At 63.7% G+C, this 25,073-nt stretch carries 26 protein-coding genes; 14 read left to right on the forward strand and 12 right to left on the reverse strand.

What is annotated here, in order from left to right; all coding sequences use genetic code 11:
- Nucleotide 1: 1 nt before the first annotated feature.
- The 6 genes from BW975_RS11385 to BW975_RS11410 all read right to left on the reverse strand — a co-directional run bounded on the left by BW975_RS11385 (nucleotide 2) and on the right by BW975_RS11410 (nucleotide 6,128).
- Complete coding sequence (locus BW975_RS11385) at nucleotides 2–1,225, reverse strand: NAD(P)/FAD-dependent oxidoreductase (protein ID WP_076534098.1); 1,224 nt, start codon at nucleotides 1,223–1,225, stop codon at nucleotides 2–4.
- Nucleotides 1,225–1,947, reverse strand: coding sequence for an amino acid ABC transporter ATP-binding protein (locus BW975_RS11390; RefSeq protein ID WP_076534100.1), 723 nt, complete (start codon nucleotides 1,945–1,947; stop codon nucleotides 1,225–1,227). Before BW975_RS11390 ends, BW975_RS11385 begins: the two co-directional genes overlap by 1 nt.
- Complete coding sequence (locus BW975_RS11395; protein ID WP_076534102.1) at nucleotides 1,940–2,593, reverse strand: amino acid ABC transporter permease; 654 nt, start codon at nucleotides 2,591–2,593, stop codon at nucleotides 1,940–1,942. Before BW975_RS11395 ends, BW975_RS11390 begins: the two co-directional genes overlap by 8 nt.
- 10 nt (nucleotides 2,594–2,603) lie before the next feature.
- Entirely contained in the window at nucleotides 2,604–3,269 is a 666-nt protein-coding gene (locus BW975_RS11400; protein ID WP_076534103.1) for an amino acid ABC transporter permease, read from the reverse strand.
- Nucleotides 3,270–3,342: 73 nt separating this feature from the next.
- On the reverse strand, nucleotides 3,343–4,152 hold the full coding sequence (locus BW975_RS11405) for an ABC transporter substrate-binding protein (RefSeq protein WP_076534105.1): 810 nt from the start codon (nucleotides 4,150–4,152) through the stop codon (nucleotides 3,343–3,345).
- A gap of 458 nt (nucleotides 4,153–4,610) precedes the next feature.
- Nucleotides 4,611–6,128, reverse strand: a complete 1,518-nt coding sequence (locus BW975_RS11410) for an aldehyde dehydrogenase (NADP(+)) (RefSeq protein WP_076534757.1) — start codon at nucleotides 6,126–6,128, stop codon at nucleotides 4,611–4,613.
- Between the two features lie 114 nt (nucleotides 6,129–6,242).
- Here BW975_RS11410 and BW975_RS11415 point away from each other — a divergent pair, with 114 nt between their 5' ends.
- The gene (locus BW975_RS11415) at nucleotides 6,243–7,274 is read left to right on the forward strand and encodes an Ldh family oxidoreductase (RefSeq protein ID WP_076534106.1); all 1,032 of its coding nucleotides are present in this window, start codon (nucleotides 6,243–6,245) and stop codon (nucleotides 7,272–7,274) included.
- A gap of 54 nt (nucleotides 7,275–7,328) precedes the next feature.
- Here BW975_RS11415 and BW975_RS11420 read toward each other — a convergent pair whose 3' ends face one another.
- Nucleotides 7,329–8,291 (reverse strand): dihydrodipicolinate synthase family protein, encoded by a 963-nt coding sequence (locus tag BW975_RS11420; RefSeq protein ID WP_076534108.1) that lies wholly within the window; start codon nucleotides 8,289–8,291, stop codon nucleotides 7,329–7,331.
- A gap of 136 nt (nucleotides 8,292–8,427) precedes the next feature.
- Nucleotides 8,428–9,132, reverse strand: coding sequence for a GntR family transcriptional regulator (locus BW975_RS11425; RefSeq protein WP_076534110.1), 705 nt, complete (start codon nucleotides 9,130–9,132; stop codon nucleotides 8,428–8,430).
- 158 nt (nucleotides 9,133–9,290) lie between these two features.
- On the opposite strand from BW975_RS11425, the gene BW975_RS11430 reads away from it, so the two are divergent.
- Genes BW975_RS11430 through cls form a run of 3 tightly spaced genes read left to right on the forward strand, consistent with a single transcriptional unit; the run spans nucleotide 9,291 to nucleotide 11,890 of the window.
- A complete protein-coding gene (locus tag BW975_RS11430) occupies nucleotides 9,291–9,695 on the forward strand; it encodes an META domain-containing protein (protein ID WP_076534112.1) in 405 nt (134 codons plus the stop codon).
- 45 nt (nucleotides 9,696–9,740) lie between these two features.
- Entirely contained in the window at nucleotides 9,741–10,460 is a 720-nt protein-coding gene (locus tag BW975_RS11435; protein WP_076534114.1) for an endonuclease/exonuclease/phosphatase family protein, read from the forward strand.
- Nucleotides 10,457–11,890: a cardiolipin synthase gene (cls, locus tag BW975_RS11440; protein ID WP_076534115.1), complete on the forward strand. Its 1,434-nt coding sequence runs from the start codon at nucleotides 10,457–10,459 to the stop codon at nucleotides 11,888–11,890. The genes BW975_RS11435 and cls overlap by 4 nt, the downstream gene beginning before the upstream one ends.
- Nucleotides 11,891–11,893: 3 nt before the next feature.
- On the opposite strand, the gene BW975_RS11445 is transcribed toward cls, so the two are convergent.
- On the reverse strand, nucleotides 11,894–12,793 hold the full coding sequence (locus tag BW975_RS11445) for a LysR family transcriptional regulator (protein WP_076534117.1): 900 nt from the start codon (nucleotides 12,791–12,793) through the stop codon (nucleotides 11,894–11,896).
- Nucleotides 12,794–12,915: 122 nt separating this feature from the next.
- Between BW975_RS11445 and BW975_RS11450 the strand changes: the two genes are divergently transcribed.
- The 9 genes from BW975_RS11450 to dps all read left to right on the forward strand — a co-directional run bounded on the left by BW975_RS11450 (nucleotide 12,916) and on the right by dps (nucleotide 21,479).
- Nucleotides 12,916–13,701: a 5-oxoprolinase subunit PxpA gene (locus BW975_RS11450; protein WP_076534119.1), complete on the forward strand. Its 786-nt coding sequence runs from the start codon at nucleotides 12,916–12,918 to the stop codon at nucleotides 13,699–13,701.
- Nucleotides 13,702–13,717: 16 nt separating this feature from the next.
- Nucleotides 13,718–13,951: an acetyl-CoA carboxylase gene (locus tag BW975_RS11455; protein WP_076534121.1), complete on the forward strand. Its 234-nt coding sequence runs from the start codon at nucleotides 13,718–13,720 to the stop codon at nucleotides 13,949–13,951.
- A 1-nt stretch (nucleotide 13,952) separates the two neighbouring features.
- The gene (locus BW975_RS11460) at nucleotides 13,953–15,332 is read left to right on the forward strand and encodes an acetyl-CoA carboxylase biotin carboxylase subunit (protein ID WP_076534123.1); all 1,380 of its coding nucleotides are present in this window, start codon (nucleotides 13,953–13,955) and stop codon (nucleotides 15,330–15,332) included.
- Nucleotides 15,329–16,204 carry a 5-oxoprolinase subunit B family protein gene (locus BW975_RS11465; RefSeq protein ID WP_076534125.1) on the forward strand — a complete coding sequence of 292 codons (876 nt, stop codon included), beginning with the start codon at nucleotides 15,329–15,331 and terminating at the stop codon, nucleotides 16,202–16,204. Before BW975_RS11460 ends, BW975_RS11465 begins: the two co-directional genes overlap by 4 nt.
- A complete protein-coding gene (locus tag BW975_RS11470; RefSeq protein WP_076534127.1) occupies nucleotides 16,194–17,165 on the forward strand; it encodes a 5-oxoprolinase subunit C family protein in 972 nt (323 codons plus the stop codon). The genes BW975_RS11465 and BW975_RS11470 overlap by 11 nt, the downstream gene beginning before the upstream one ends.
- 64 nt (nucleotides 17,166–17,229) lie before the next feature.
- On the forward strand, nucleotides 17,230–18,306 hold the full coding sequence (torT, locus tag BW975_RS11475; protein WP_076534128.1) for a TMAO reductase system periplasmic protein TorT: 1,077 nt from the start codon (nucleotides 17,230–17,232) through the stop codon (nucleotides 18,304–18,306).
- A 60-nt stretch (nucleotides 18,307–18,366) separates the two neighbouring features.
- Nucleotides 18,367–19,866: a sugar ABC transporter ATP-binding protein gene (locus BW975_RS11480; RefSeq protein WP_076534130.1), complete on the forward strand. Its 1,500-nt coding sequence runs from the start codon at nucleotides 18,367–18,369 to the stop codon at nucleotides 19,864–19,866.
- Nucleotides 19,863–20,873: an ABC transporter permease gene (locus BW975_RS11485; protein ID WP_092746256.1), complete on the forward strand. Its 1,011-nt coding sequence runs from the start codon at nucleotides 19,863–19,865 to the stop codon at nucleotides 20,871–20,873. Before BW975_RS11480 ends, BW975_RS11485 begins: the two co-directional genes overlap by 4 nt.
- A gap of 117 nt (nucleotides 20,874–20,990) precedes the next feature.
- Nucleotides 20,991–21,479 carry a DNA starvation/stationary phase protection protein Dps gene (gene dps, locus BW975_RS11490; protein ID WP_076534132.1) on the forward strand — a complete coding sequence of 163 codons (489 nt, stop codon included), beginning with the start codon at nucleotides 20,991–20,993 and terminating at the stop codon, nucleotides 21,477–21,479.
- 84 nt (nucleotides 21,480–21,563) lie between these two features.
- On the opposite strand, the gene BW975_RS11495 is transcribed toward dps, so the two are convergent.
- From BW975_RS11495 to BW975_RS18405, 3 genes are read right to left on the reverse strand one after another with little or no spacing between them, the layout of a single operon-like run.
- Nucleotides 21,564–23,288 (reverse strand): sensor histidine kinase, encoded by a 1,725-nt coding sequence (locus BW975_RS11495; protein ID WP_076534133.1) that lies wholly within the window; start codon nucleotides 23,286–23,288, stop codon nucleotides 21,564–21,566.
- Nucleotides 23,289–23,344: 56 nt separating this feature from the next.
- On the reverse strand, nucleotides 23,345–23,920 hold the full coding sequence (locus BW975_RS11500; RefSeq protein ID WP_083687086.1) for an RNA polymerase sigma factor: 576 nt from the start codon (nucleotides 23,918–23,920) through the stop codon (nucleotides 23,345–23,347).
- Complete coding sequence (locus tag BW975_RS18405; protein ID WP_335743501.1) at nucleotides 23,917–24,102, reverse strand: NepR family anti-sigma factor; 186 nt, start codon at nucleotides 24,100–24,102, stop codon at nucleotides 23,917–23,919. Before BW975_RS18405 ends, BW975_RS11500 begins: the two co-directional genes overlap by 4 nt.
- 119 nt (nucleotides 24,103–24,221) lie before the next feature.
- On the opposite strand from BW975_RS18405, the gene BW975_RS11510 reads away from it, so the two are divergent.
- Nucleotides 24,222–25,049: a response regulator gene (locus tag BW975_RS11510; protein WP_076534137.1), complete on the forward strand. Its 828-nt coding sequence runs from the start codon at nucleotides 24,222–24,224 to the stop codon at nucleotides 25,047–25,049.
- The last annotated feature ends 24 nt before the right edge of the window (nucleotides 25,050–25,073 follow it).

The raw sequence follows: 25,073 nt of genomic DNA on the forward strand, positions 1-25,073 counted from the left end.
CTTAAAACCGTGCGGGTGAGAATGGCGCCATGTCGATCCTCGGCGCCTTGCCTGTCAAGAGATCCGCGACGATATCCGCCGTCGCCGTCGATTGCGTCAGGCCCAGATGGCCATGACCGAAGGCACAGATCACATTCGGATGCCCCGGCAGCGGGCCGATGGCCGGAAGGCTGTCGGGCAGCGACGGGCGCAGCCCCATCCATTGCGTGCCGCCCGAGGTATCGAGCGCGGGGAAAAACGCGCGCGCCTTTTGCAGCATCGCATCGGCGCGCTTGTAATTGGGCGGCGCTTTCAGCCCACCCAGCTCGACCGCGCCGCCGACGCGCAGACGGCCATTCAGCCTGGAAATGACAAAGCCATGAGCGGGAAATGTAATGTGCTGGCGCAGATCGATCCCGCCCGCGCCCTCGGGCAGCGTGGTGTTATAGCCACGCTCGGTTTCCAGCGGAATGCGTGCACCGGCGGTGCGCGCCAGATGATGTGAATACGCGCCCGCGGCGATGACGACGCGGCCCGTCATCTCGCCCGCGCTGGTGCGCAGGCCGTCCGCGGTCAGCGCCTCGGCATCGGCGATGATGATCTCGCCGCCATTTGAGCGGAATTTTTCGGCCAGCGTTTCGACATAGGCCTTGGGCTCGTCGATGGTGGCCCAGCCGGGCGTGAAGGTCGCATGAGTGAAGCGCGGCGAAAGGCCGGGCTGCATCACCTGCACCTCGTCCCCCTCAAGATGGCGAAACTCCACGCCGGCCTCCTGGCGCGCGCGCCAGCCCTCAAGCGACGCCTCGAACTCTGCGCGGCCCTCATAGACCTGAAGCTGACCCTCGCGGCGCAGCATGTTGGACGCCCCCGCACGTGCCAGAAAGCCGTCGAGCGTGCCTTGCGCGTGGCGCATCATCGCGGTTTGCGCAGCGGTGGACGCGGCCACCTGGGCCGGACGGCTGGCCCGCCAAAAGCGCCACATCCACGGCAAGAGGCGCGGCGCATAGCCCAGAGGCACGCTGAGCGGGCCGAGTGGGTCCAGCAGCCATTTCGGCGCCTGCCGCATGATGCGCGGCGAGGCCAGCGGAAGGATGTCGGGAAAGGCGAAGGCGCCGGCATTGCCGGCAGACGCGCCTGCGGCGGGCCCCTCGCGCTCGATCACGCGCACCGATAGGCCGCGCGATTGCGCCTCGAGCGCGATCGAGAGGCCCACAACGCCTGCGCCAACAACCAGCACATCGCGCATCAGCGCACGCTCGACAGGAACTTGCGCGTGGCCTCGTTTTCGGGCGCGCCAAAGATCTGCGCGGGCGGGCCGATCTCGGCCATGACGCCGCTCTCGAAATAGGCGACGCGGTTCGACACATCGCGGGCAAAGCCCATCTCATGCGTCACGCAGATCATGGTCATGCCACCCTCCGCGAGCAGTTTCAGCGTATCGAGAACCTCGCCCACCAGCTGCGGGTCCAGCGCAGATGTCACCTCGTCGAACAGCATGTAATCGGGCGACATGGCCAGCGCGCGAGCGATCGCCATGCGCTGCTGCTGCCCGCCCGACAGGCGCCCGGGATAGACCTTGATCTTGTCGGCGAGGCCCACATGGGTCAGCTGCTTGACCGCAATTTCCTCGGCCTCGGCGCGGCCCATGCCCTTGACCTTGCGGGGCGCGAGCGTGACGTTTTCGAGAACCGTCAGATGCGGAAAGGCGTTGAACTGCTGGAAAACGATGCCGATATTCTGGCGCAGCTTGTTCAGATCGGTGCCGCGCGCGTGAACCACGGTGCCGTCCACGGTGATGGTGCCGCTGTCGATCGGCTCCAGCCCGTTGATGCAGGTCAGTAGCGTCGATTTGCCCGAGCCCGATCCGCCGATGACCGAGACGACCTCGCCCTTTTCGACATTCAGGTCGATGCCCTTCAGCACTTTCAAGGAGCCGAAGGATTTATGGACGTTCTCGATCTCAATCATTCTCTTGCCACTTTCTTTCCAGATGTCCGCCCAGCCGCGCGATGGGAAAGCTGATGGCGAAATAGATCGCGCCCGCGATCAGGAGGATCAGCATCGGCTCTTGCAGGCGCGTCACGATGATCTGACTGGCGCGCAGGAGTTCAATGATGCCCAGCCACAGCACCAGCGCGCTGTCCTTCATAACGCCCAAGGTAAGCCCGATCCAGCTGGGCAGGCCGACGCGCAAGGCGATGGGGAAGGTGATTTGCGTCATGTCCTGGCCCCAGGTCATCCCCAGCGAACGCGCCGCGCGGCGGGTGACGGGCGGCACGGCATCAATGGCGCCGCGTACGATTTCCGTGCAATAGGCCGAGGTGTAAAGCGCCAGCACGATGCAGGAGGTCACGAAGGGCGAGATCTGAAGCCCTGCGATGGCCTGAAACGCATTGGCGAGGATGAGCTGGATCAGCAGCGGGACCGAGCGGAAGATATCCAGCACGAAGACCAGCGGCAGCGTGAACCACGGGTTCACATGGCTGCGGATCACGCCGAAGGCGAGGCCCAAAGCCGTGCCGCCCGTCACGGCGAAAAACGTGATCGCCAGCGTGACGCCCGCGCCTTTCAGCATGAACCAAAGATCGTTGAGGGTGAGGCCGGTATCGAACATCAGTGCCCCCTCAATACCGGAAGAGACGCCAGGCGAGCAGACGCGCGCCCAGCATCACCGCCTTGGCGATGCAGTAGTAAATGACACCCGCCAGCGCAAAGAGCTCGAACGTGCGGAAGGTGCGCGAATTGAGCGCCTGTGTGACACCGGTGAGGTCCGTGTTCATGCCCACCGTCACGCCCAGGGAGGTCATGAGGATCGCCCAGACCATCTGGTTCGTGCTGGGCAGGAAGGCGATGCGGAACATCTGTGGCAGCACGATCAGGCGAAACGCCTGGACCGGCCCCATGCCCAATGAGCGGCCCGCACGTACTTGTGTTTCGGGGATCGCGCGCAGGGCGCCGCGGAATGTCTCGCACAGATAGCCTGCGTTATTGAATGTGATCCCGGCCAGCAGCGCCACAAAGGGGCTCAGATAGATCCCGAAGGATCCAAGGCCGAAATGCGCCATGTAGATCTGGAAGAGCGCGGGCGTGTTGCGCGCCACCTCGACCCAGGCGGTCGCCGGGCCGCGCAGCCAGATGGAGCTCGAGTTGCGTCCCACGGCCAAGAGCACCGCGATTGCGACGCCGAGGGCCATGGACAAAAGCGAGATCTGCAGCGTGACAACCGCGCCCTCCAGCATCTGCGGGAGGGCGCGAAAGGCTTGCCGCCATTGAAAGGTGTAGTCGAACATGCACGCTCCGCGCGGGGCCGTCAGAAATGGGACGGGCGAGGCCGCGAACGCCCCCGCCCGGTCACGAGTAGGCTCAGTAATAGACCTTGTCGACGGTCAGGCGGGGGGCTTCGCCGCCGATATATTTCTCGTAAAGCTCATCGTAGCGGCCGGTGCGCACCTGCTGGTTCACGAAGAGGTCCAGATAGTTCAGGAGACCGTACTCTTGGCGCAGCGCGATCAGGCCGACATAATCGACGTCATAAGGCGCCTCGCCGGTCATGCTGAGCCCCTCGTAGGTGCCGCCCTGTACGATGGCCGAGGCCACGGTCGATGTGACGACAGTGGCGTCGATCTGTCCCTGAGACAGGGCCAGAAACACGTCCGCCTGGCTCTGATACGAGCGGAACGTGCCGCCATTGCCCCATTCGTTGATGTCCTCTTCGAGGCGGATCGCCTCGTAGGTGCCGGCAACCGATCCGACGGTCTGTCCGGCGAGGTCTTCGTAGGTCTGCAGGCCGGCGTCGGCATTCGTCACAACGTTGAAGGTGAAGGCGAAATAAGGGATCGTAAAGCCCACGGTGCGCGCCCGCTCCAGCGTGTCAGACGTGGATGCAATGCCCACATCCGCGCGGCCCGAAACCAGTGCCGGGATACGGTCCGGGAACGGCGTCTCGACGATTTCGACCTCGACATCCAGCGCCTTGCCCAGATCGTTGCAATAATCAACGTCAAAGCCCACGGGTTCGTTATTCGCATCGCGCGACCCCATCGGCGGAAAGTCCAGCACGACCGCGCAGCGCAGCGTGCCCGAGGCGATGATGTCGTCCAGCTTGTCGGCCTGCGCGGCAGGTGCCACCAGCGCCGAGGCAATCAATGCGCCGGCGAGATTGAGAAATTTCATAGGTTGTCTCCCTGTTGTCGTTCCGGCCGCCCCTGTCGCGTGCGACATCGAGTCGGGCCTTGGTGCAAGCCAACACCAGAAGCCAACTAAATACAAGTTGTATACTGCTGCGAAGGCACGATTTGCTGCAGCGCCAGTTGCCTCGGAAGCGTGCGCCCCTCGCGGGCAGTCACCCGTTGGACCACGGCACGAAGGCCAGCAGAACCGCAATCAGCCGATTAAGCGCAATGACGTGGAGCGTCCTTCGGCACGTCCGAGCAAGAATTCATATCCGCGCTGAAAGCGCTGGCTGACGGATTTTTGGAAAGGCCGACGTGCGAGACCGATGCCTCCGGCCAGCTATCGCGCATGCGCCACATGACGCCTCGCGCCGCGGCGTATGAGAACGGCGCGCACAGTCTCGTGCGCGCCGCTCTCTCAAGTCACTGCATTGACTAAGGTGCTTTGTCCCCGCCGGACTAGTCTCCGATGCTTTCCGGCATCAGGCCCGCCGGCATGTTCTGATAGCAAACCGGGCGCAGGAAGCGGCGGATCGACAGAGTGCCAACGCTGGTCGCGCCGAAATTCGTGCTGGCCGGGTACGGCCCGCCGTGCACCATCGAATCGACGACTTCGACGCCGGTGGGATAGCCGTTGACCAGGATGCGGCCCGCCTTGCGCTCCAGCACCGGGGCCAGCGCGCGCGCGTCCTCCATATCCTCGTCGTCCATATGCATCGTGACGGTCAGCTGCCCTTCGAGGCCGCGCGCGATCTGCAGCGCCTCGTCCTTGGACGCCGCACGTACCACAAGGCCCAGTGGGCCGAAGACTTCGTGATGCAGCTCGGGATTGGCCAGGAACGCGGCGCCGGTTGTCTGGTAGAGCGCGGGCGCGGCCTGGCGTCCTTCTGCATCGGCCACCTGCACAGGCTGAACATCGGCGGCGCCGCTGACGCGCTTGCGGCCCTCGCCATAGGCCTCGGCGATGCCGTCGGTCAGCATGACCTGAGGCTGCACATCTTTCAGCGCGGCGGCAGCAGCGGCGATCATGCGCTCGGCGCCCTCGCCCTCGGTGACGATGGCGATGCCGGGATTGGTGCAAAACTGCCCCGCCCCCATGACCAGCGATCCGGCCCAGCCCTTGCCGATCTCCTCGCCCCGGCGCGCCGCGGCATGGTCCAGCACGAACATCGGATTCACGGACCCCAGCTCGCCGAAGAAGGGGATCGGCTCGGGCCGCTGGGCGCAAAGATCGAAGAGCGCGCGCCCCCCGGCGAGGCTGCCGGTAAAGCCGACCGCCTTGATCAGCGGGTGCTGCACCAAAGCCTGCCCCACCTTGCGATCGCCGCCCTGGATCAGCGAGAAGACACCGGCGGGCATATCGGTGCGCACGGCGGCGGCGCGAATGGCCTCGGCCACGATCTCGCCCGTGCCGGGATGGGCCGAATGGCCCTTGACCACCACCGGACAGCCCGCGGCCAGCGCGGCGGCGGTATCCCCCCCGCCGACCGAAAAGGCGAGCGGGAAGTTCGACGCGCCAAAGACAGCGACAGGGCCGATGGGGCGCTGGATCATCACGAGGTCCGGGCGCGGCGCGGGCGCGCGATCGGGCATCGCCGCGTCATGGCGGATGTCCAGATAATCACCACCCCGGATGTGGTCCGCAAAGAGGCGCATCTGACCCACGGTGCGGCCCCGCTCGCCCTCCAGCCGACCTTCGGGCAGGCCCGTTTCCTGGGTGCCGATCTCGGTGATCTCGGGCCCGCGCGCGTCGATCTCGTCGGCGATGGCATCCAGAAATTCGGCCCGCGCCGCGCGCGACGTGGCGGCGTAGGCGGCAAAGGCGGCCTCGGCGGCCTCGACCGCGCGGTTGACCAGATCGGGCGTGCCGACGGCGTAGTCATGGGCAGGGCCATGCGCGGGGGTGGAGGCGAATGTCGTCTCGCCCGCGATCCGCTCGCCGGCGATCAGGTGTTTTCCATGCGGTGTGAAAGGCATATCATTCTCCATGTTTCTTTTGGCTGGGCGTCAGACGCCCTTGCCTTGTCGCTATTACGCATACAGTTTGTATGCAAGAACGCAACCATACCCGCCCCAAAGACGAGGCCAGACATGACAGACACCATCCTTAGCCATGACGATCTGACCGCCCGTGTCAGCCGCATCTTTCAACGCGCGGGCCTGTCGCCGCTGCAATCGGATGCGGTCGCGCGCACCATCGCCGCGGGCGAACGGGATGCGTGCAAATCCCACGGGATCTACCGCATCGACGGGTGCCTGCGCACCATCAAGGCGGGCATGGTCACGCTGGATGCGGTGCCGGAACTGGCACCCGAGGATGGCGCCATCGTGCGCGTCGCGGCCCATGGCGGCTTTTCCAACGCCGCGTTCGAGCTGGGCGCGCCGGAACTTGCGCGCCGCGCCAAAGAGCTGGGCATGGCTGCGCTGGTTATCAACGACTGTACACATTTTGCCGCCCTCTGGCCCGAGATCGAGGCGCTGACAGCCCATGATCTGGCGGCGATGGCGATGTGCCCCAGCTATTCCAGCGTCGCGCCCACCGGCGGCAACGAGGCGCTGATGGGCACCAATCCCTTCGCCTTCGGCTGGCCGCGCGAGAATACCGACCCTTACGTCTTCGACTTCGCCACCAGCGTCGCCGCACGCGGCGAGATCGAGCTGCACCGCCGCGCGGGCACCCCCCTGCCCGAGGGTTGGGCGGTGGACGCAGACGGCAACCCCACGAGCGACCCGGAGGCCGCGCTGAACGGGGCGATGCTGCCCTTTGGCGGGCACAAGGGATCGGCCATCGCGACCATGATCGAGCTGCTTGCGGGCGTGATGATCGGCGATCTGAACAGCAGAGAGGCGCTGGACCGGCTGGGCAACTTCACACTTTTGCCCGCCCATGGCGAGCTGATCCTCGCCTTCGATCCCGCGCGCTTCTCGGCGGGGCGCGAGGGCAATGCGATGGCGCGGGCCGAGACGCTCTTCGATGCCATCACGGGCCAAGGCGCGCGCCTACCGTCGCAGCGCCGTTTTGCGGCCCGCAAACGGGCGATGGCGCATGGCATCACGCTGAGCGCCGAGGAAATCGCGCATCTGGACCGGCTCGAAGAGCGCGGTCTGGACGCAGTCGCGTAAAACGCGAAACGGCCCCGCCATCGCTGGCGGGGCCGCTTGCCCGTCTGGCCGGTGTTAGGCGGCGTATTTGCTGACCGCGCCGGGCTGCTTGCTCCACTCGGCATACCACGCGCGGAAGAGCTTGAGCTGTGCCTCGACAAAGCCGCGCTGGCTTTCGGTCAGCGCGTCGTCCTCGTTGAAATGCAGCGCGTATTCCGGCTCGCCGTTCAGCACCATCATATGCTTGAAATAGAGCACCAGATCAGGGCCCGCATCGAAGGTGGACAGCACCTGCATCGCGGCATCCAGCTCCTGCGCGCGCACGCGCGCCTCGGCGTCGCCCGCCGCTGCGGCTTGGCTGAGCGCGACAAGGTGTAGAACTTCGCGCGGCAGCACGTTGCCGATGCCGGTGATCGCGCCCGCCGCGCCGCAATTGACGAAGCCATGATAGACGGTGGTATCGACGCCGATCATCAGCACCACGTCATCATCGCCGCTGGAGATATTCTCGGCCGCATAGCTGAGATCCGCAGGGCCGCCGAACTCCTTGAAGCCGACGAGGTTCTTGTGCTCGGCCCGTAGCGCAAAGAAGAGGTCCGCGCGTGTGGCAAAGCCGTAATAGGGGCTGTTGTAGATCACCGCAGGCAGATCCGGCGCCGCCGAGAGAACGGCCTTGAAATGATTGCGCTGTGCGGCAGGCGAAATCCCGCGCGACAGAACCCGAGGGATGACCATCAGGCCGGCCGCGCCAACCTTTTGCGCATGAGCCGCATGCTGGGCCGCGATCTTGGTGTTCACGGCGCCGGTGCCGACGATGACGGGCACGCCCGCCTCGACAAGCCGCGCGACGCCTTCCATGCGCTCTTCGTCCGTCAGAAGGGGCCAGTCACCCATTGAGCCGCAATAGACAACACCGCGCATGCCCATGTCGATCAGTTCGCGCCCCTTGCGCACCAGCGCGTCGAAGTCAGGGCTGCGGTCCGCCTTGCAAGGCGTCATCAATGCGGGAATGGTACCCGAGAAAATGCTGGTCGTCATGGTGGTCTCCTTATCGAACCGGGGATCGCTCCCACGCGCCTTTATGGCGCAACCGGGAGACTCGCCCAAAATATACCACTTGTATTTTATTTGTCGACACAAATATCGCCAGTGCGGTCAGCCCCGCATCTCTGCGTCAGAGCGCGATGTCGTGGCGACGGTCGGCGGCGATCATTTTGCGGATCTGGTTGGTGATCTGGTCGGCATGACCCTTGGCCAGCCTGTCGCATTCCGCGATGTCGCCCGCCTCGATCGCGGCAATGATTTCCTCGTGCTCGGTTACGTATTGCTGGGGCAAACGGTCGTCGAAGGACGAATAGTATAGCCGCAATAGCCGCCGCCCCTCGTCCAGAAGGCGCAAGAACAGTCCCTCGTAATAAGGGTTGCGTCCGGCAGCGGCGATGGCCGCGTGAAACTCGCGGTTCGTGCCGATCATTTCCAGCGCGTCCTGCGCCGCCACGGCCCGGGCAAAATCCGACTGCCGCGCGCGGATCGCCTCGAGGTCGGCCTTGGTCCGGTTCTCGGCGGCCAACCGGGTGGTGACGCGGTACATCAGGGTAATTGCGTCGAAAAACGTGTGCAGATTGAGGAAATCAATGCTCGCCACCACGGTCGAGCGGTTGGGCAGCGTCGTGACCAGCCCCTCGGCGGCCAGGCGCACAAGCGCCTCGCGGATGGGCGTGCGCGACATCTGAAGCCGCTCGGACAGCTGCACTTCGTCGATGGGGCTACCGGGGGCGAGAGTGAGGTTCAATATCTCGTCGCGCAGGACGCCGTAGATGAATTGCACGCCCGATCCGCGCTTGCGCTCGGCCGGTTTGCGGGTGGGGGTGGCGGTCATGGCATCTCCTGATCTGCGCCGCAAATTATGGGCGCGCGCCTGTGCGTTCAAGCGCAAAGGCAGCCGGGTCGGCAAAGCTGTGCATTACTGCGGACCTTGACGGTCAGGGCGCAAACGCACAAATGACTGAAGCAGACGTTCATGAAGGATGCCCGACCATGCTGAAATCGCTGTGCACCGCCCTCTTTCTGACCGGAATCGGCAGCATGGCATTGGCCGGAGACGGGCATGCAAGCCTGATCGGACCTTGGAAGGTCACCGAAGTTTCCGACACGGTTTTACCGGCAGAGGCGCCGACCGAGCTTGAGTTTCTGAAGGACGGCGCACTGGCGGGGAACGCGGGCTGCAACCGCCTGATAGGCAATTATGAGGTCGGCGCCGATGGCGCGATCACTCTGAGCCCCCAAGGCGTCACGATGATGGCCTGCCCCGAAGGCGCAATGGCGCAGGAAACGCGTCTGCTGGAGCTTATGCCGCAAATTACGAACTACACGTTCGACAAGGGCGGTGCGTTGATGCTGACCACGCAGGACGGCCAGATCATCCGCGCCGAACGGAGCTGACATTGGCCATTTGCCATCCGGGTCGGGGACTGCTCTGATACTTTCATGCGCATCGCAAGTTACAATATTCGAAAGGCGGTCGGTCTGGATTGGCGTCGGGACGGGGGCCGCATCCTGGATGTTCTGGCCGAGATCGACGCCGATGTGGTCGTGTTGCAGGAGGCCGACAAGCGTTTCGGGGATCGCGCCGGCGTGTTGCAGCCCAGCGACCTCTACGCGCGGCTGGGGTATCGCCCCGTGGACCTTTCGACCCGCGCCGAAAGCCACGGCTGGCACGGAAACCTGATCCTCTACCGCGACAGATCGCTGGTGCTTACAGATGCGACACGGATCGAGCTTCCGTCGCTCGAGCCGCGCGGCGCTGTTTCGGCCCGGTTCGGCCCGAACGACCTGGAGGTGATCGGCGTGCATCTGGCCCTCGGGCGCGGCATGCGGATGCGCCAGCTCGAGGCGCTGGGGCGCCACGTTACGGAGGCGGATCATCCCGTCCTGATCGCCGGCGACTTCAACGCATGGCGCCATGATGCGGCAATTCCGCGGCTTCTGGGCGGCGGTGCGCGCATGATCCTGCCGGGCAAAAGCTTTCACACGACGCGGCCCAGTGCGCCGCTCGACCGCTTTGTCCTGAAGGGCGGACTGCAAGAGGCGTCGGCTCATGTCCATGCCTCGGATCTGTCCGCCCGCGCGTCCGATCATCTGCCCGTGGTGCTGGACCTCGATTGGCCTGCCGGACTGCGCCAGCCCGAGCCCGAGATGCGCCCGTGAATATCGCGCTGATCGCTCACATCGCGGTCGTCGTCGGGTTCACCATCCGGCTGATGCTGCGCAATGATCTGTCGCCGCCCGCGCGATTGGCCTGGATCATCGTGCTGATCCTGCTGCCTGTCTTCGGCACCATTGTCTACGTGCTCTTTGGCGAGGTTGATCTGGGCCGCGAGGCGCGCGCGAAGCAGCGTAGTATTCATGATGAGGTACACCGCGCCGCCGGGGGTCAGTTGATGGGCGACCCCGAAACGCTGACAGATCAGATAAGCGCCGCCTTCCGTCCCGTTTTTGGCTATGCCGCGTCGATCAACGGCTTTCACCCGACGACCGGCAACCAAGGCGAGCTGATGGCGCACGCCGCCGAGACCCGGACGCGCATGGTGGCCGATATCGACGCAGCTACGGATCATGTGCACGCGCTTTACTACATCTGGCTGACAGACCGCACCGGCACTGAAATGGCCGAGGCGCTGATGCGCGCCGCGCAGCGCGGCGTCACCTGCCGCGTGCTCGCGGACGGCCTCGGCTCGCGCGGGCTGATCAAGTCGGAGCTGTGGCGCCGGATGGGCGCGGCGGGCGTGCATCTGGCGGTGGCGTTGCCGATCACCCGCCCCATCCGCACAATCCTGACCAGCCGCCTCGACATGCGCAACCACCGCAAGATCACGGTGATCGACGGCACGATCACATATTGCGGCAGTCGCAACACCGCCGACCCCGAATTTCGGCCCAAGGCGAAATACGGCCCCTGGGTCGATATCATGCTGCGCCTCACCGGGCCTGTCGTGGCGCAAAATCAGCTTCTTTTTGCCAGCGACTGGATGCGCGCCACCGGCGAGCCGCCCGAGGCACTGGCCCGTCCCTGCCCGCCCCTGCCGGACGGATTTCCCGCGCAGGCGATGGGCCACGGCCCGACCGAGCGGCGCAGCTCGACCCCGCAGCTTTTCGCCACGGCGCTGGCCTGCGCGCGGGAGCGTGTGACGATTTCGACCCCCTATTTCGTGCCGGACGCCACCGTGCTTGAGGCGCTTTGCGCCGCGGCCTATCGCGGTGTCACCGTCACGCTCATCTTTCCGCAGAAGAACGACAGCTGGGTCGTCGCCGCAGCGAGCCACAGCTATTATCGCCGCCTATTACAGGCGGGCTGCATCGTGCACGAATACGAGCCCGGCCTGCTGCATGCCAAGACATTGGTGATCGACGGCGCCGCGTGTCTGATCGGCTCATCCAATATCGATATCCGCAGTTTTGATCTGAATTTCGAGAACAACATCCTGCTGGAGGATCCCGCCATCGCCAAGGCTATCGAGGCGCGGCAGGCGGACTATATCCTTGCCTCGCGGCAGGTCACGCTGAGCGATGTGGATGCCTGGCCCTATCACCGGCGCATCTGGAACAACGCGGTCGCGACCGTCGGGCCGATCCTCTAGACACTAGCTGGCGTAGGGCGAGTTGAACGCCTGCCGGAAATAGGTGTGAATGAGGTCCATCTGAGGGCTGAACGTCGCGCCCCGGCGCCAGGCCAGACCCACATCCATCGTCGGCACCTGAACGGCGGGTTGCACGGTGGCGATGCGTTTGCCCTCCAGCGACCAGGGCCGATAGACCATATCGCTGAGGATCGTGATCCCCTGCCCGTTCGCCACCATCGAGCGGACCGCCTCGATCGACATGGTGCGCAGACGCACGCGCGGCTCACGGGTTTGGGCGCTCCAGTATTTCATGGCCGTATTCGCGGCCTCGTCGACGGTCAGCAGGATGTAATCCTCGTCCGCAATCTCGTCGAAGGTAATGTTGCGCCGCTGCGCGAACGGATGGCCGCTGGCGCACCAGACCCGCCGGGCCGAGCGCAGGAGCGTCTCGCTCTCCAGGCCCGGATTGGTGATGTTCGATGTCAGCAGGACGGCCACGTCGAAACGGCCCGACAGCAGCCCCTCCTCGATACTGTCACGGTTCAGCTCGTGTAGCTCGATGGTCAAGTTGGGGTGCAAGCGGCGCAGACGATCCAGATGGTAGGGTAGAAAATACCCGATCACCGTATAGCTGGCGGCCACCCGGATCGTGCCCGAAGCATCGGTGTCGCGGTGGCGGATATTCTGCGCCTCGTCAATCTTGCTGAGGATCGCATAGGCCGAGGCCAGCAGCTCGCGCCCCGCATCGGTCAGGTCCATCCCATGCCGCGTGCGGATGAACAGCGCGGCGCCCAGCGACGTCTCAAGCTCGCGGATCGCGGTCGTCACCGAGCTTTGCGAGATGGAGAGCGCCGAGGCCGCACGACTGACCTGAGCCGTCTCGGCGGTGGCGACGAAATATTTGAGCTGCCTGAAGTTCATGCGATGCCTCGGAAAATTAACGTATCGGAAAATCCGATAATGCTGCTGCAATATTCCACAATTTACAAATCCCGAGACTGGGCGCAATCTTTCACGCAAGATTACTTCCGGGGGGATGCGAAATGCGCAAGATTGTGGATCTCAATTGCGACATGGGCGAAGGCTTCGGCCATTGGTCCTATGGCGATGCCCCCGACGAGGATCTGATGGCCGTCATCAGCTCGGCCAATGTGGCGACCGGCTTTCATGCCGGTGATCCCAACTCGATGAACCGCGTCGCGGGTCTGGCCAAGGCGCATGGCGTGGGCCTCGGCGCGCATCCGGCCTATAACGATCTGCAAGGCTTCGGGCGGCGCAAGATCGACGCGGCCGATGACGAGCTGGTCAACGACATCCTTTATCAGGTCGGTGCGCTGCGCGAATTCGGGCGGCGCCACGATGTTCCGCTCCAGCACGTCAAGCCGCATGGCGCGCTCTACATGGAGGCCGCGCGCAACGAGGATCTGTCGCGCCATCTGGTCGAGACTTTGCAGGCGACCGCTCCCGATCTGATCCTCTTCTGCATGGGCGCCGCCATCACGCATGAGGTGGCCCGCCGCCATTCGCACCCCGTGGTGCGCGAATTCTACTCCGACCGCGAATACGGCGCAGACGGGATGATTGTCTTCACCCGCAAGGGCGCCCAGATGGACCCCGAGCAGATCGCGCAGAAATGCCTGCGCGCCTGCCGCGAAGGCGTGGTCGAGACGGTGGACGGCAAGGATATCAAGGTCGAGTTCGAGTCGATCTGCTTTCACTCCGACACACCCGGCGCGCTCGAAATCGGCCGCGCCATCCGCAAGACCTTGACGGAAAACGGCATTGCCATCGCGCCCGCCGCCGATGTGCTGGCCCAAAGCAACAGCTGAAACAGGAGACGACACCATGTCCGACATTCAATCCCCGGTGCCCGGCACCTTCTACCACCGCCCCTCGCCCGAGGATGCGCCGTTCAAGGCCGAAGGCGACGCGGTCAAGGCGGGCGATACGATTGGCCTCGTCGAGGTGATGAAATCCTTCATCGAGGTACAGGCCGAAGCGGACGGCACTTTCGGCGGCTATTCTGCCGAGAACGAGGCGGCCGTCTCGGCAGGCGACGTTCTGGCGACCTTGAAGTAATATGAGCATCCAGCGCCTCTTCATTGCCAACCGGGGCGAGATCGCCGTGCGCATCGTGCGTGCCGCGCAGTCCCTCGGCATCCACACCATTCAGGCTCATTCCGAGGCGGATGCCGAGATGATGGCCGTGCGCATGGCCGATGAGGCCGTGTGCATCGGTCCGGCGCAAGCGTCGAAATCCTATTTGAACGTCGATGCCGTAGTGAAGGCCGCCAAGGATGCGGGCGCCGACGCGGTGCATCCCGGCTACGGCTTTCTGGCCGAGAGCCCCCGCTTTGCACGCGCGGTGGCCGAGGCCGGCATGATCTTCGTCGGCCCGTCGGCGGACACGATCCAGAGCATGGGCGATAAGGTGTCAGCGCGGCAGGCCGCCGAGACGGCGGGCGTGCCGGTCGTGCCCGGATCGGACGGGCGCGTCGATGACATGGACGCCGCCGCCGAGATCGCCGAACGCATCGGCTATCCGGTGATGATCAAGGCCAGCGCGGGCGGCGGCGGGCGCGGCATCCGCATCGCCGAGACACCCGAGGAACTGGCCAAGCTGGCGCCCCAGGCCCGGCAGGAGGCGCAAGCGGCCTTCGGCGATGGCGGCATCTATATCGAAAAGGTCATCCGCGAGCCACGCCATATCGAGGTGCAGGTTCTGGCCGATGGCAAACGCGCGGTGCATTGCTTCGAGCGTGAATGCTCGCTCCAGCGTCGCCGCCAGAAGGTCTGGGAGGAGGCGCCCGCCTTCGCCCTGCCCGAGGCGACGCGGGCTGCCATGTGCGACAGCGCCGTCGATCTGGCCGAGGCCGTTCAATACATGGGCGCGGGGACGGTCGAGTATCTCTACGACGCGCTGGCCGACAAATACTACTTCATCGAGATGAACACCCGTATTCAGGTGGAGCACCCGGTGACCGAGATGGTCACAGGTCTCGACCTGGTCGCGCTGATGATCCGCGTCTGCGGCGGCGAGGCGCTGCCCGTCAGCCAAGACGAGATCGCGCTGAACGGCCATGCCATCGAAGTGCGGCTCAATGCCGAGGATCCGCTGAAGAAGTTCATGCCCTTTCCCGGCGTCGTGGGCGCGCTCGATCTGCCGGAATCGGACGGCATCCGCGTCGATCATTTCCTCTACGAGGGCTATCAGATCCCGCCCTTCTACGACTCGCTCATCGGCAAGCTGATCGTGCACGCGGATACCCGCGAGGCGGCCATCGACAAGATGGCGGGCGCGCTGGACGCGGTAAAGATCGACGGGCTCAAGACCACCATCCCGCTGCACAAGGCGCTGGCGACATCGCCCGACGTGCGCGCGGGCCGCATCCATACCCAATGGCTCGAGCCGTGGCTGGAGGCGGGCAACCTCACCCCAGAGACAGGAGGAGCATCGTGAAGACACGGTATTCATACGGCGGCGACGAGCATATCTTTGTCGAAATGGACGAGGAGATGTCGCTCGACGCGTTCTTCAAATCGCTCGCCATGAGCAACGCGGCGCGCGACGCCAAGATCGACGGCGTGCGCGAGATCTGCCCGGCCAACGCCTCGTTTCAGGTGCGCTATGATCCCGAGGTGATCGCGCCCGAGGACATGATGGCCAAGCTGAAAGAGCTGGAGGCCAAGGCCGAGAACGCCGAGAAGCGGCTGGAGACCCGCATCGTCGAGGTGCCGGTCTTCTACCAAGATCCCTGGACGCATGATTGCGTGATGCGCTTTCGCGAGCGGCACCAGGACCCGAGCGGCACGGATCTGGAATATGCCGCGCGCATCAATGGCTATCCTTCGGTGGAGGCGTTCATCGAGGCGCATCACTCGCAGCCCTGGTTCGTGTCGATGGTCGGGTTCGTGTCGGGCCTGCCCTTCCTCTACCAGCTGGTCGAGCGCGACAAGCAGATCGAGGTGCCGAAATACCTCAAGCCGCGCACCGATACGCCGAAACAGACCGTGGGCTACGGCGGCTGCTTCTCCTGCGTCTATTCCGTGCGCGGCGCGGGCGGCTACCAGATGTTCGGCATCACGCCGATGACCATCTTCGATGCCGACCAGAAGGTGAGTTACCTCAAGGATTTCATGGTCTTCTTCAAGCCCGGCGACATCGTGAAATGGAAGCCGATCGATCGCGCCGAATACGACCGTATCCTCAAGGCGGTCGAGGAGGGCACCTACACGCCGCGCATCGCGACCGTGACCTTCGATCTGGAAGAGTTCAACGCGGATATGGAAGGCACTAACGCCAAGCTGATGGAGGCTCTCAATGACGTTTGAAGTCATCAAACCCGGCCTTTTGACCACCATTCAGGATCTGGGGCGTCCGGGCTATTTCCACCTCGGCATCCCCGAAGGCGGCGCGATGGACCGCGCCGCGATGCGCATCGCCAATATGCTGGTCGGCAACCCCGAGGATGCCGCCGGGCTCGAGGCGGTCTTCATGGGCCCCGAGCTGAAGTTCAACCACGATGCGCTGGTCGCCGTGGGCGGGGCCGAAATGCCCGTCTTCGTCGATGGCGAGGAGCATGGATGCTGGGAATCCTTTCCGGTCAAGGCGGGACAGACGCTGAAATTCGGCTATCTCAAGACCGGCGCGCGCATCTATATCGCCATCGCGGGCGGCATCGACACGCCCCCGGCGCTTGGCAGCCGCTCGACCTATCCCATCGGAGCGCTTGGCGGCTTCGAGGGCCGCGCGCTGGCGGCAGGCGATACGGTGCCCGTGGGCAAGCCCAGCGCCAATGCCAAGCCTCGCAAGCTGGACCAGAGCCTGCTGGCCGAGTTGCCCAAACCCGTGGAGCTGCGCGTGTTGCCCGGCCTTTACTGGCATCGCCTCACCGAAGCGTCGCAAAAGCAGTTCTTTGCGGATGAGTGGAAGGTCGCGCCCGAGGCGGACCGCATGGGATACCGCTTTCGCGGCGGCAAGCCGATGGAGTTCGTCGAGCGCGAGCAGCCCTTTGGCGCAGGCTCGGACCCGTCGAACATCGTCGATGGCTGCTATTCCTACGGCTCGATACAGATCCCCGGTGGGACGGAGCCCATCGTGCTGCACCGCGACGCGGTGTCGGGCGGCGGCTATTTCACTGTCGGCGCGATCATATCCGCGGACATGGACCTGATCGGGCAGCTGCAGCCCAACACGCCGGTCAAGTTTGTCGAGGTCGACATGGCCGAGGCGCTGGACGCGCGCCGCGCGCGCACTGCCCGGCTCGAGAAGATCCGCAGCGCACTGACATAACCGCGCGCGGCACCAACGAGGCGGGCATGACGCCCGCCCGCATACCAGACGGGAGTAACGATCAATGACCAATACCCTCACAAAACTCACCCTTGGCACCGCGCTGGCCGCGCTGATGCCAGTGGCCGCCGTCGCGCAGGACGCGTGGTTCCCCTACGAGGCCGAGGAAACGACGCCCGCCTTTGCCGCCGATGGCGAGCGCGCGCCCGTCACCTACGAGGCGCTCGACAAGGCCGAAAAGGCGTGGAACATCTGCGCGGCCCTGCCCCACATGAAGGACGCCTATTGGCTGGGCGTCGATTACGGCCTCGTCGAGGAGGCGCGCCGCCTTGGCGTCAAGCTGAACGTGACCGAGGCGGGCGGCTATACCGAGCTGGCCAACCAGATCAGCCAGATCGAGGATTGCGTCGCAGGCGGCGCCGACGCCGTCATCATCGGCGCGATTTCCTTCGACGGTCTCAACTCGGTCATCTCCGAGGTCGCGGGCCAGGGCATTCCCGTGATCGACGTGATCAATGGCGTGTCGTCGCAAGACATCGCGGCCAAGGCTTTGGTGTCCTTCGAGACCATGGGCAGCGAGATCGGCAATTACCTGGCCGAGAAGCACCCCGCGGGCAGCGATGAAGTCACCGTTGGCTGGTTCCCCGGCCCGGCGGGCGCGGGCTGGGTCGAGGCCGCGAATACCGGCTTCATGCAGGCCGTCGAGGGCACCGCCGTCACCGTGCTCGAGCCGCGCTATGGCGATACCGGCAAGGAAGCGCAGCTGAAGCTGGTCGAGGACGTGCTGCAAGCCAATCCCGAGGTCGACTACATCGCGGGCACGGCCGTCACCGCCGAGGCGGCGCAAGGCCTTATTCGCGAGCGCGGGCTGATGGGCGAGACGGGCATTCTGGCCTTCTACCTGACGCCGGGCGTCTGGACGGGGATCGAGCGCGGCTTCATCACCGCGGCGCCCGCCGACTCGATGGTGATCCAGGCGCGCATGGCGGTCGATCAGGCCGTCCGCATCCTCGAAGGCAAGGATGTGATCAAGCATGTCGGCCCCAAGATCTTTGTCATCAATCAGGACAATATCGCCGAGACAGACCGCAGCGCCGTGCTGCCTCCCGAAGATTTCTCGCCCGTCTTCTCGGTCGAGTGACCCTACCCGCCGGGCGGCCCCGCGCCGCCCGGCGCCCCCTTTCGAAGGGCCAAACTCCCCATGACCGATACGCCTCTCATCCAGACACGCGGCCTGACGCGCGCCTATCCCGGCGTGATCGCGCTTGATCATGTCGATTTCGATGTGGCGCGCGGCGAGGTCCACGTGCTCTTCGGGGAGAATGGCGCGGGCAAGTCGACGCTGATTTCCCTGCTGGCCGGGGCCAATATACCCAGCGAGGGCACGATTGAGGTCGAGGGGCGCGCGGTGCGCTTTGCCTCCGTCGCCGATGCGCAAGCCGCTGGCATCTATACCGTTTTTCAGGAATTTTCGCTGATCCCGACGATGACCGTCGCGCAGAACATGTTTCTGGGCCGCGAGCCGGGGATCGGCCCCTTTACCGACCACCGCGCGATGCGGCGCGGCGCCCAAGAGCTACTGGACCGCCTCGGCTTTGACGTGCCGGTGGGCGAGACCGTCGCGCATCTCAGCCGCGCGCAGCAGCAAATAGTCGAGATCGCCAAGGCGTTTCACGGCCAGCCCAAATGTCTCATTCTGGACGAGCCGACAGCATCGCTCACAGACCGCGAGGTCGATCACCTCTTCGAGACGATCCTCAAGCTGCGCGACGAGGGCGTCGCGGTCATCTACATCTCGCACCGCATTCATGAATTCGAGCGGATCGCCGACCGCGTGACCGTGCTGCGCGACGGCGCCTATATCGGCACCGTGCCGATGGCCGAGACGGACGAGGCCACGCTGGTCGAGATGATGGCGGGCCGCGCCATCCGCGACATCTATCCAGATATCCCCCACGACCCTGCCGAGACCCTGCTGGAGGTGGAAAACTTGCGCGCTTGGGGCGTGAATGGCGCCTCCCTGACCGCAAGACGCGGCGAGGTTCTGGGCATGGCGGGCCTCGTCGGCTCGGGCAAGTCGCGGCTATTCCGCGCGCTCATGGGCATCCAGCCCATCCGTAGCGGCACAGTGCGCTGGAAAGGCGAAGATATCACCGGCGCCGCCACGCGGCACATGATTGGTGCGGGGCTCTATTACCTTTCGTCCGACCGCAAGGCCGAGGGGCTGGACCTTGCCAAGAGCGCCTGGCAGAACCTCGGAATCGACCTGATGATGGGGCGAGAGGCGAGCGCGATGATCCGCCCCCGCGCGCTGCGCGACAGCTCGGCCCAGATTTTCGAGACGGTCGAGCTGAAGGACAGCTATCGCCCCAAGGCGGTCGCGCAGCTCTCGGGCGGGAACCAGCAGAAGGTGCTTTTCGCCAAGAGTTTCGGCCATGATGCCGACCTCTTCATCTTTGATGAGCCAACGGTGGGCGTCGACATGGGCACGCGCGCCGCGCTCTACCGGCTGACCGGCGATATCGCCGCCTCGGGCAAGGCGGTGATCGTCATCTCATCCGACCTGCCCGAAGTTCTGAACCTCGCGCACCGCGTTCTGGTGATGGCGGGCGGCCGCATCACCGCCGAGCTGACCGGGGACGCGCGCACCGAAGACAACGTGCTGCGCAACTTTTTTGACGACACTGGAGAAACCGCATGAGCATGACTGACGACGATGGCCCAAAGGACAACGTCCTTAAGCGGATTTTCATCCGGGTCGGTGTCTTGCCCTTCTTCCTCGGGATCGCGCTGATTGTCTTCACGATTCTGTCGGACAAGTTCCTCACTGTCCAAAACCTCGTCAATGTGGGGCGTCAGTCAGTCTATCTGATCCTCGTGTCGCTGGGGCAGATGCTGGTGCTGATCTCTGGGGGCTTCGATCTTTCGGTGGGCACGGTGATTGCGCTCAGCTCGGTCGTGTCGGCGATGACCATGGCGGCCATGGCGCCCATGTTTCCCGAGGCAGTCTGGATCGCCATCGCCATCGGCGCGCTGGCGGGCTTTGGCGCCGCATTGATCGTGGGCGGCATCAACGGCATCGGCGTTGCGGTGTTCGAGGTGTCGCCCTTCATCATGACGCTGGGCGTGAGTTCCGTGGGCGCGGGCCTCGCCCTTTTCCTGACCGGCGGTATCCCGGTGTCGGGCCTGCCCTTCGCCTTCGGCAATGTCTTTGGCTTCGGCAGGCTTTGGGGCGTGCCGGTGCCGGTGATCGTTGCGGCCATCTGCGTTGTGCTGATGTGGGTCTTCATGGCCCGCACCCGCGCCGGGGCGCAAATCTATGCGGTGGGCGGCAATATCAAGGCGGCGCACCTCTCGGCCATCAACACCAAGCGGACGCTGATGACCGCCTATATCCTTTGTTCGCTGATTGCGGCGCTGACCGGCCTCTTGCTGACCGCGCGCGTGGAATCCGGCGAGGCCAATCTGGGCGGTACCATCGCACTGGAATCCATAGCCGCCTGCGTCATCGCGGGCGTCAGCCTGCGCGGCGGCCTCGGCCGTGTCGAGAACGTGGTGCTGGGCGGCTTCTTCATCATCCTGGTACAGAATGGCATGAATCTGGCGCAGGTCAGCTCATACATGCAAATGGTCCTTTTGGGCGCGCTTCTGATCCTCGCCGTGATCTTTGACCAGCTGCGGTTCCGCATGATCATGAGCGGACGTTAGGCCATTACCCGCCGATGCATTGCACCGGCGGGAACCCGGAAGGGCCGGCGGCATTATCCTTACTGGTCCGCGCAGCACCGACGCGCGACGCGACTTGTAAGGAAGAAAGGATTTCCCATGCCCGAAGCATTTGCAGACTATCTTAGCGATAACGCCCGCGAGGCGTCGATCAATCACCTGAACGTTGCATTGGCGACCGGCATCCAGCTTCAACTTGCGATCAAGCAGGCACATTGGAACATCAAGGGTCCCAGCTTTATCGGCATCCATGAACTTCTGGACGACGTCTACGACCGCATGGGCGAGCACATCGACACCATTGCCGAGCGCTGCGTGATCTTGGGCGGCACAGCCGATGGTACGGTCGAAGCCGCGCAGAAAGACGGCAAGCTGGCCCCCTATCCGGCCGATGCCGTCCATCAGGACACCCATATTGAAGAGCTGAAAAAGCGCATGGTCCAGTTCGCGGCTCTTGTCCATGACAGCCTTAAGGAAGTGGGCGAGTCCGGCGACGAAGAGACGGCAGATCTTTTCACGGGCGTCAGCCGCGACGTGAGCAAGGACGCATGGTTTATCGGCGCGCATCACACAAGCGCGAAAAGCTAAAGCAACCCTCATCGAATGGTGAAAAGGCGGCCCCGGCGGGTCGCCTTTTTTCATTTGTCCAAGCGTGGTTCCCTCGGTCCGGGATCAGACCCGCGGCGTATGCTGCTCGGGCGCAAATTGTTGTTGCTTGAAGCAGACCTGCATCGCGTACCAGCCGGCCTCTTCCTCGCTGCTTTTCATGCGGCAATCCAGCTGCGCACAGAAGGCCTGTATCAGCTTGAGGCCCAGACCCTCTTCGGTCTCGGCGCGCATCTCGTTCTGGACGGTATTCGCGATCTCGAACATCACCATGTCGGGACCGGACTCGTCCGGGTGAAGGCGCACGCGGATGCGGCGGCGTCCGTCATCGCCTGCGGTGGCGTATTTCAGCGCATTGGTGAATCCTTCCGCCGCAAGCATCGCCAGCGGACCCGCCTGATCGGGCACCAAGGTCACAGGCTGCAGCTCGAGCGAGACATCGAGCGGCGCCTCCTCGCTATCGCCCAATTTGGCCAGCTGGCCCAAAAGGTCTTGAAGCAGCGTATCGACCCGCACCTGACTGACCAGCGGCGTCTCGTAAAGGCCGCGATGCACGGCGGCGAGGCTGGTCAGGCGATTTTGCACCTTGCGCAAGGCACTGCGGGTGCTTGTGTTCATCGCATTGCGCGACTGCATGTTGAGGATCGATGACATCAGCTGAAGGTTGTTCTTTACCCGGTGATGCACTTCCTTGATCAACACATCGCGCTCGTGAACGGTATTCTCCAAGTCGGCCTCGTCGCGTGTCAATTTGCGCGCCATGGTCGAAAAGATTTCGCCGATCTCACGCAATTCGGTCGGCGCGTTCGTCAAGGTCTCGCTCCGAAAAACGCGGCGTCCTTGGGCAAAATCACGCATCTGACGTCCCAGCACCCTGATCGGGCCGATCACTTGCAGCCGAATGGCCATTAGCGCAACAACAAGGCTGATCAACCACATCAAGATAGGGAAAAGCAGGGTAAAGAGCGAGAATGCCCGCTCTCGCAACAGCGGCTGCTGTGACTGCCAACTGCCGAGGCCATAGACCTTTCCATTCAAAATCGGAACAACCGAAAAGTCGCGCAACTGGCCGTTTCGCGCAGTCTCTGAGAAAAGTTGCGTCCCCTGTCCCACCAGACTGGCCAACTCAGTCTGGGATGGCAGGAATTCCGCATACCCCCCAGGCACTTCATCGGATGTCAGAACGGTCCCGTCGGCGTTGAAGGTCACAACCACTGCGTCCTCGGCGGTAGGATCCGACGCGCGGCTCGCGGACATGTCATCGCTGAGCATGGAAAGGGTCACGAAGCCGCGAAAAACGCCCTGCCCTGTGTAGACCGGCTGCTGAAGGACAACCACCGGCATACCGCTGGCACCTCCGGCCGGATTATAGGTCACGGCAAGGTCTTCCAGATCCATCGCGCGATTGAGGGCGCCGATCCCGGAGAAGTCGTAATTGACCCCGAAATTGTTGCAGGTCGAACGGCGTTCTCTATCGATATAGCCTAGAAACACGACCTCCTCGTTCCGGTCGGCCGAGAACTGCATCAGGTCCTGACAAATGGTGTCATCGGGCCCCAACACCGCCAACGCATTGGCAAGCCCTTCGGTAATGCCGCGCGCGGTCTGTATCGCCTCGCGCTCGGATGAGATGAGGCGCGAGGTCTGGGCGCTCAGGCTGGCGCGATATGTGTCGCGCGCGGCAACGATGGCGCTTTGAGTCTGCGCGACCGCAATGATCCCAAGCGGAAGAAGCGCCAGCGTCAACATGAGGGCGACACGCGGCAACAGCGCGTCGCGCCGTCGAAGCAATTGCCAACCCTCCTCCGGTACGATGGGTTTTTGTGCGCGCGGTTCTTCCACAGGTATCACATGGTCGGGTTGCGGCTGATGACGGCGACGGTGGCTTGATCGGTCAGCTCCATCGCTTCGTCCTCTTGCATGTTCAACATCTCGGCCAAGCGCTTGCGCCCACGATTGGCGCGACTTTTAACCGTCCCCACAGCGCAACCACACATTTGCGCAGCCTCTTCGTAGGCAAAGCCTTGCGCCCCGACGAGGATCAGCGCCTCGCGTTGCTCGGCTGGCAGTTGATCAAAGGCACGGCGGAAATCTGTCAGTGCCAGACGGCCATCATGCGCCGGCTTTTCGGACATCCGCTCCGTCATCGCACCATCTACATCCGCGACTTCGCGCTTTGCCTTGCGGCGCTCGGAATAGAACGTGTTGCGCAAAATGGTAAAGAGCCATGCACGCATGTTCGTGCCGACGGCGAACTTGTCGATATTTGTCCACGCCTTTACGACGGTGTCCTGCACCAGATCATCAGCGCGGGCGACATCGCGGGTCAGCGACAACGCAAAGGCGCGCATCGGCTTGAGATGCGTCACGATTTCGTCGCGCGGATCCATCTGCGCGGCGCCCGCATCTGTTTTCGATGTCATGACTTGTCCTGCTCACGTAGCTGCTTGAGCAATTCCTCAAACCGATCGGGCACATCCTCTTCCAGCATCTCTTTGTAGACGCGTTTGAGGCTTTCATCAATCTGATTGCGTTTCGGAACCTTGCCCGAAGATCCGCCGACTCCGACCCTACTTTCCTTGTCGCTCTTGCCCCCCATCGTCACGTCTGCCAATCCATGGTAGCTACCTTCGATTAATAATTTACACGCACGTTGGAACCGAACGTCTCTTTACACTGTTGGTTCCTTAATATTCAAAAATAAAGCGATACGACGGAGAAACGATGACAACTTCTGACGCTGGCGCAAACTTTTCTCAGCAAATCGCGCATCACTTACCCTATCTCAGACGCTATGCCCGCGCTTTGACCGGCAGCCAGTCCAGCGGAGATGCATTCGCGACGACCACGCTGGAAGCGATTCTGATGGATCGCGACGCATATGCCAATGACGCCAGCCCGCGTGTTGCGCTGTTCAGGGCGTTTCGCCTTGTCTGGCAAAGCGCCGGCGCTCCTGACCAGCAGTCAGACATGCCGATGCCGCGCAGCTTGGAAACAGCCGCGCAAGGGCATATGGCGCAGTTGACACCCGACACACGCCAGGCGCTGCTCCTCAACTCGATCGAGGAGTTTTCGGCTGAGGAAATCGGGCAGATCATGGATATCAGCACCCAGGATGCCGAAGATCTGATTGCGGCCGCGCGCCGCGAGATCGAAGAGAGCATGGCGGGCGATGTTCTGGTCATCGAAGACGAAGCGATCATCGCAATGGACCTTCATAGCATTGTCACCTCCATCGGGCACAATGTCACCGGGATTGGGCGCACGCGCGACGCTGCGATCGAATTGGGCCTCAAGAAAACACCCAATCTTATCCTCGCAGACATTCAGCTTGCTGATAACTCGTCGGGAATTGATGCAGTCAATGCCTTGCTTCAGCAGATTGGCGACATCCCGGTGATCTTCATCACTGCGTTCCCCGAGCGACTGCTGACAGGCGACAAGCCCGAACCGGCCTTTGTCATCGCCAAACCCTACACCGAGGATCAGGTGCGCTCGGCCGTGGGCCAGGCCATGTTCTTCTCCTCCACCGAGACGCTTAAAACCGCTTGAGACCCAGCTAAGTGACGTGAAAAA

Source organism: Roseovarius nanhaiticus, assembly GCF_900156535.1.
Taxonomy (GTDB): Bacteria; Pseudomonadota; Alphaproteobacteria; order Rhodobacterales; family Rhodobacteraceae; genus Roseovarius; species Roseovarius nanhaiticus.

Bases quoted from the DNA above. Each gene is read 5' to 3' on its own strand.
- BW975_RS11385 (WP_076534098.1), bottom strand. From the start codon at position 1,225: ATGCGCGATGTGCTGGTTGTTGGCGCAGGCGTTGTGGGCCTCTCGATC.
- BW975_RS11390 (WP_076534100.1), bottom strand. From the start codon at position 1,947: ATGATTGAGATCGAGAACGTCCATAAATCCTTCGGCTCCTTGAAAGTG.
- BW975_RS11395 (WP_076534102.1), bottom strand. From the start codon at position 2,593: ATGTTCGATACCGGCCTCACCCTCAACGATCTTTGGTTCATGCTGAAA.
- BW975_RS11400 (WP_076534103.1), bottom strand. From the start codon at position 3,269: ATGTTCGACTACACCTTTCAATGGCGGCAAGCCTTTCGCGCCCTCCCG.
- BW975_RS11405 (WP_076534105.1), bottom strand. From the start codon at position 4,152: ATGAAATTTCTCAATCTCGCCGGCGCATTGATTGCCTCGGCGCTGGTG.
- BW975_RS11410 (WP_076534757.1), bottom strand. From the start codon at position 6,128: ATGCCTTTCACACCGCATGGAAAACACCTGATCGCCGGCGAGCGGATC.
- BW975_RS11415 (WP_076534106.1), top strand. From the start codon at position 6,243: ATGACAGACACCATCCTTAGCCATGACGATCTGACCGCCCGTGTCAGC.
- BW975_RS11420 (WP_076534108.1), bottom strand. From the start codon at position 8,291: ATGACGACCAGCATTTTCTCGGGTACCATTCCCGCATTGATGACGCCT.
- BW975_RS11425 (WP_076534110.1), bottom strand. From the start codon at position 9,132: ATGACCGCCACCCCCACCCGCAAACCGGCCGAGCGCAAGCGCGGATCG.
- BW975_RS11430 (WP_076534112.1), top strand. From the start codon at position 9,291: ATGCTGAAATCGCTGTGCACCGCCCTCTTTCTGACCGGAATCGGCAGC.
- BW975_RS11435 (WP_076534114.1), top strand. From the start codon at position 9,741: ATGCGCATCGCAAGTTACAATATTCGAAAGGCGGTCGGTCTGGATTGG.
- BW975_RS11445 (WP_076534117.1), bottom strand. From the start codon at position 12,793: ATGAACTTCAGGCAGCTCAAATATTTCGTCGCCACCGCCGAGACGGCT.
- BW975_RS11450 (WP_076534119.1), top strand. From the start codon at position 12,916: ATGCGCAAGATTGTGGATCTCAATTGCGACATGGGCGAAGGCTTCGGC.
- BW975_RS11455 (WP_076534121.1), top strand. From the start codon at position 13,718: ATGTCCGACATTCAATCCCCGGTGCCCGGCACCTTCTACCACCGCCCC.
- BW975_RS11460 (WP_076534123.1), top strand. From the start codon at position 13,953: ATGAGCATCCAGCGCCTCTTCATTGCCAACCGGGGCGAGATCGCCGTG.
- BW975_RS11470 (WP_076534127.1), top strand. From the start codon at position 16,194: ATGACGTTTGAAGTCATCAAACCCGGCCTTTTGACCACCATTCAGGAT.
- torT (WP_076534128.1), top strand. From the start codon at position 17,230: ATGACCAATACCCTCACAAAACTCACCCTTGGCACCGCGCTGGCCGCG.
- BW975_RS11480 (WP_076534130.1), top strand. From the start codon at position 18,367: ATGACCGATACGCCTCTCATCCAGACACGCGGCCTGACGCGCGCCTAT.
- BW975_RS11485 (WP_092746256.1), top strand. From the start codon at position 19,863: ATGAGCATGACTGACGACGATGGCCCAAAGGACAACGTCCTTAAGCGG.
- dps (WP_076534132.1), top strand. From the start codon at position 20,991: ATGCCCGAAGCATTTGCAGACTATCTTAGCGATAACGCCCGCGAGGCG.
- BW975_RS11500 (WP_083687086.1), bottom strand. From the start codon at position 23,920: ATGACATCGAAAACAGATGCGGGCGCCGCGCAGATGGATCCGCGCGAC.
- BW975_RS11510 (WP_076534137.1), top strand. From the start codon at position 24,222: ATGACAACTTCTGACGCTGGCGCAAACTTTTCTCAGCAAATCGCGCAT.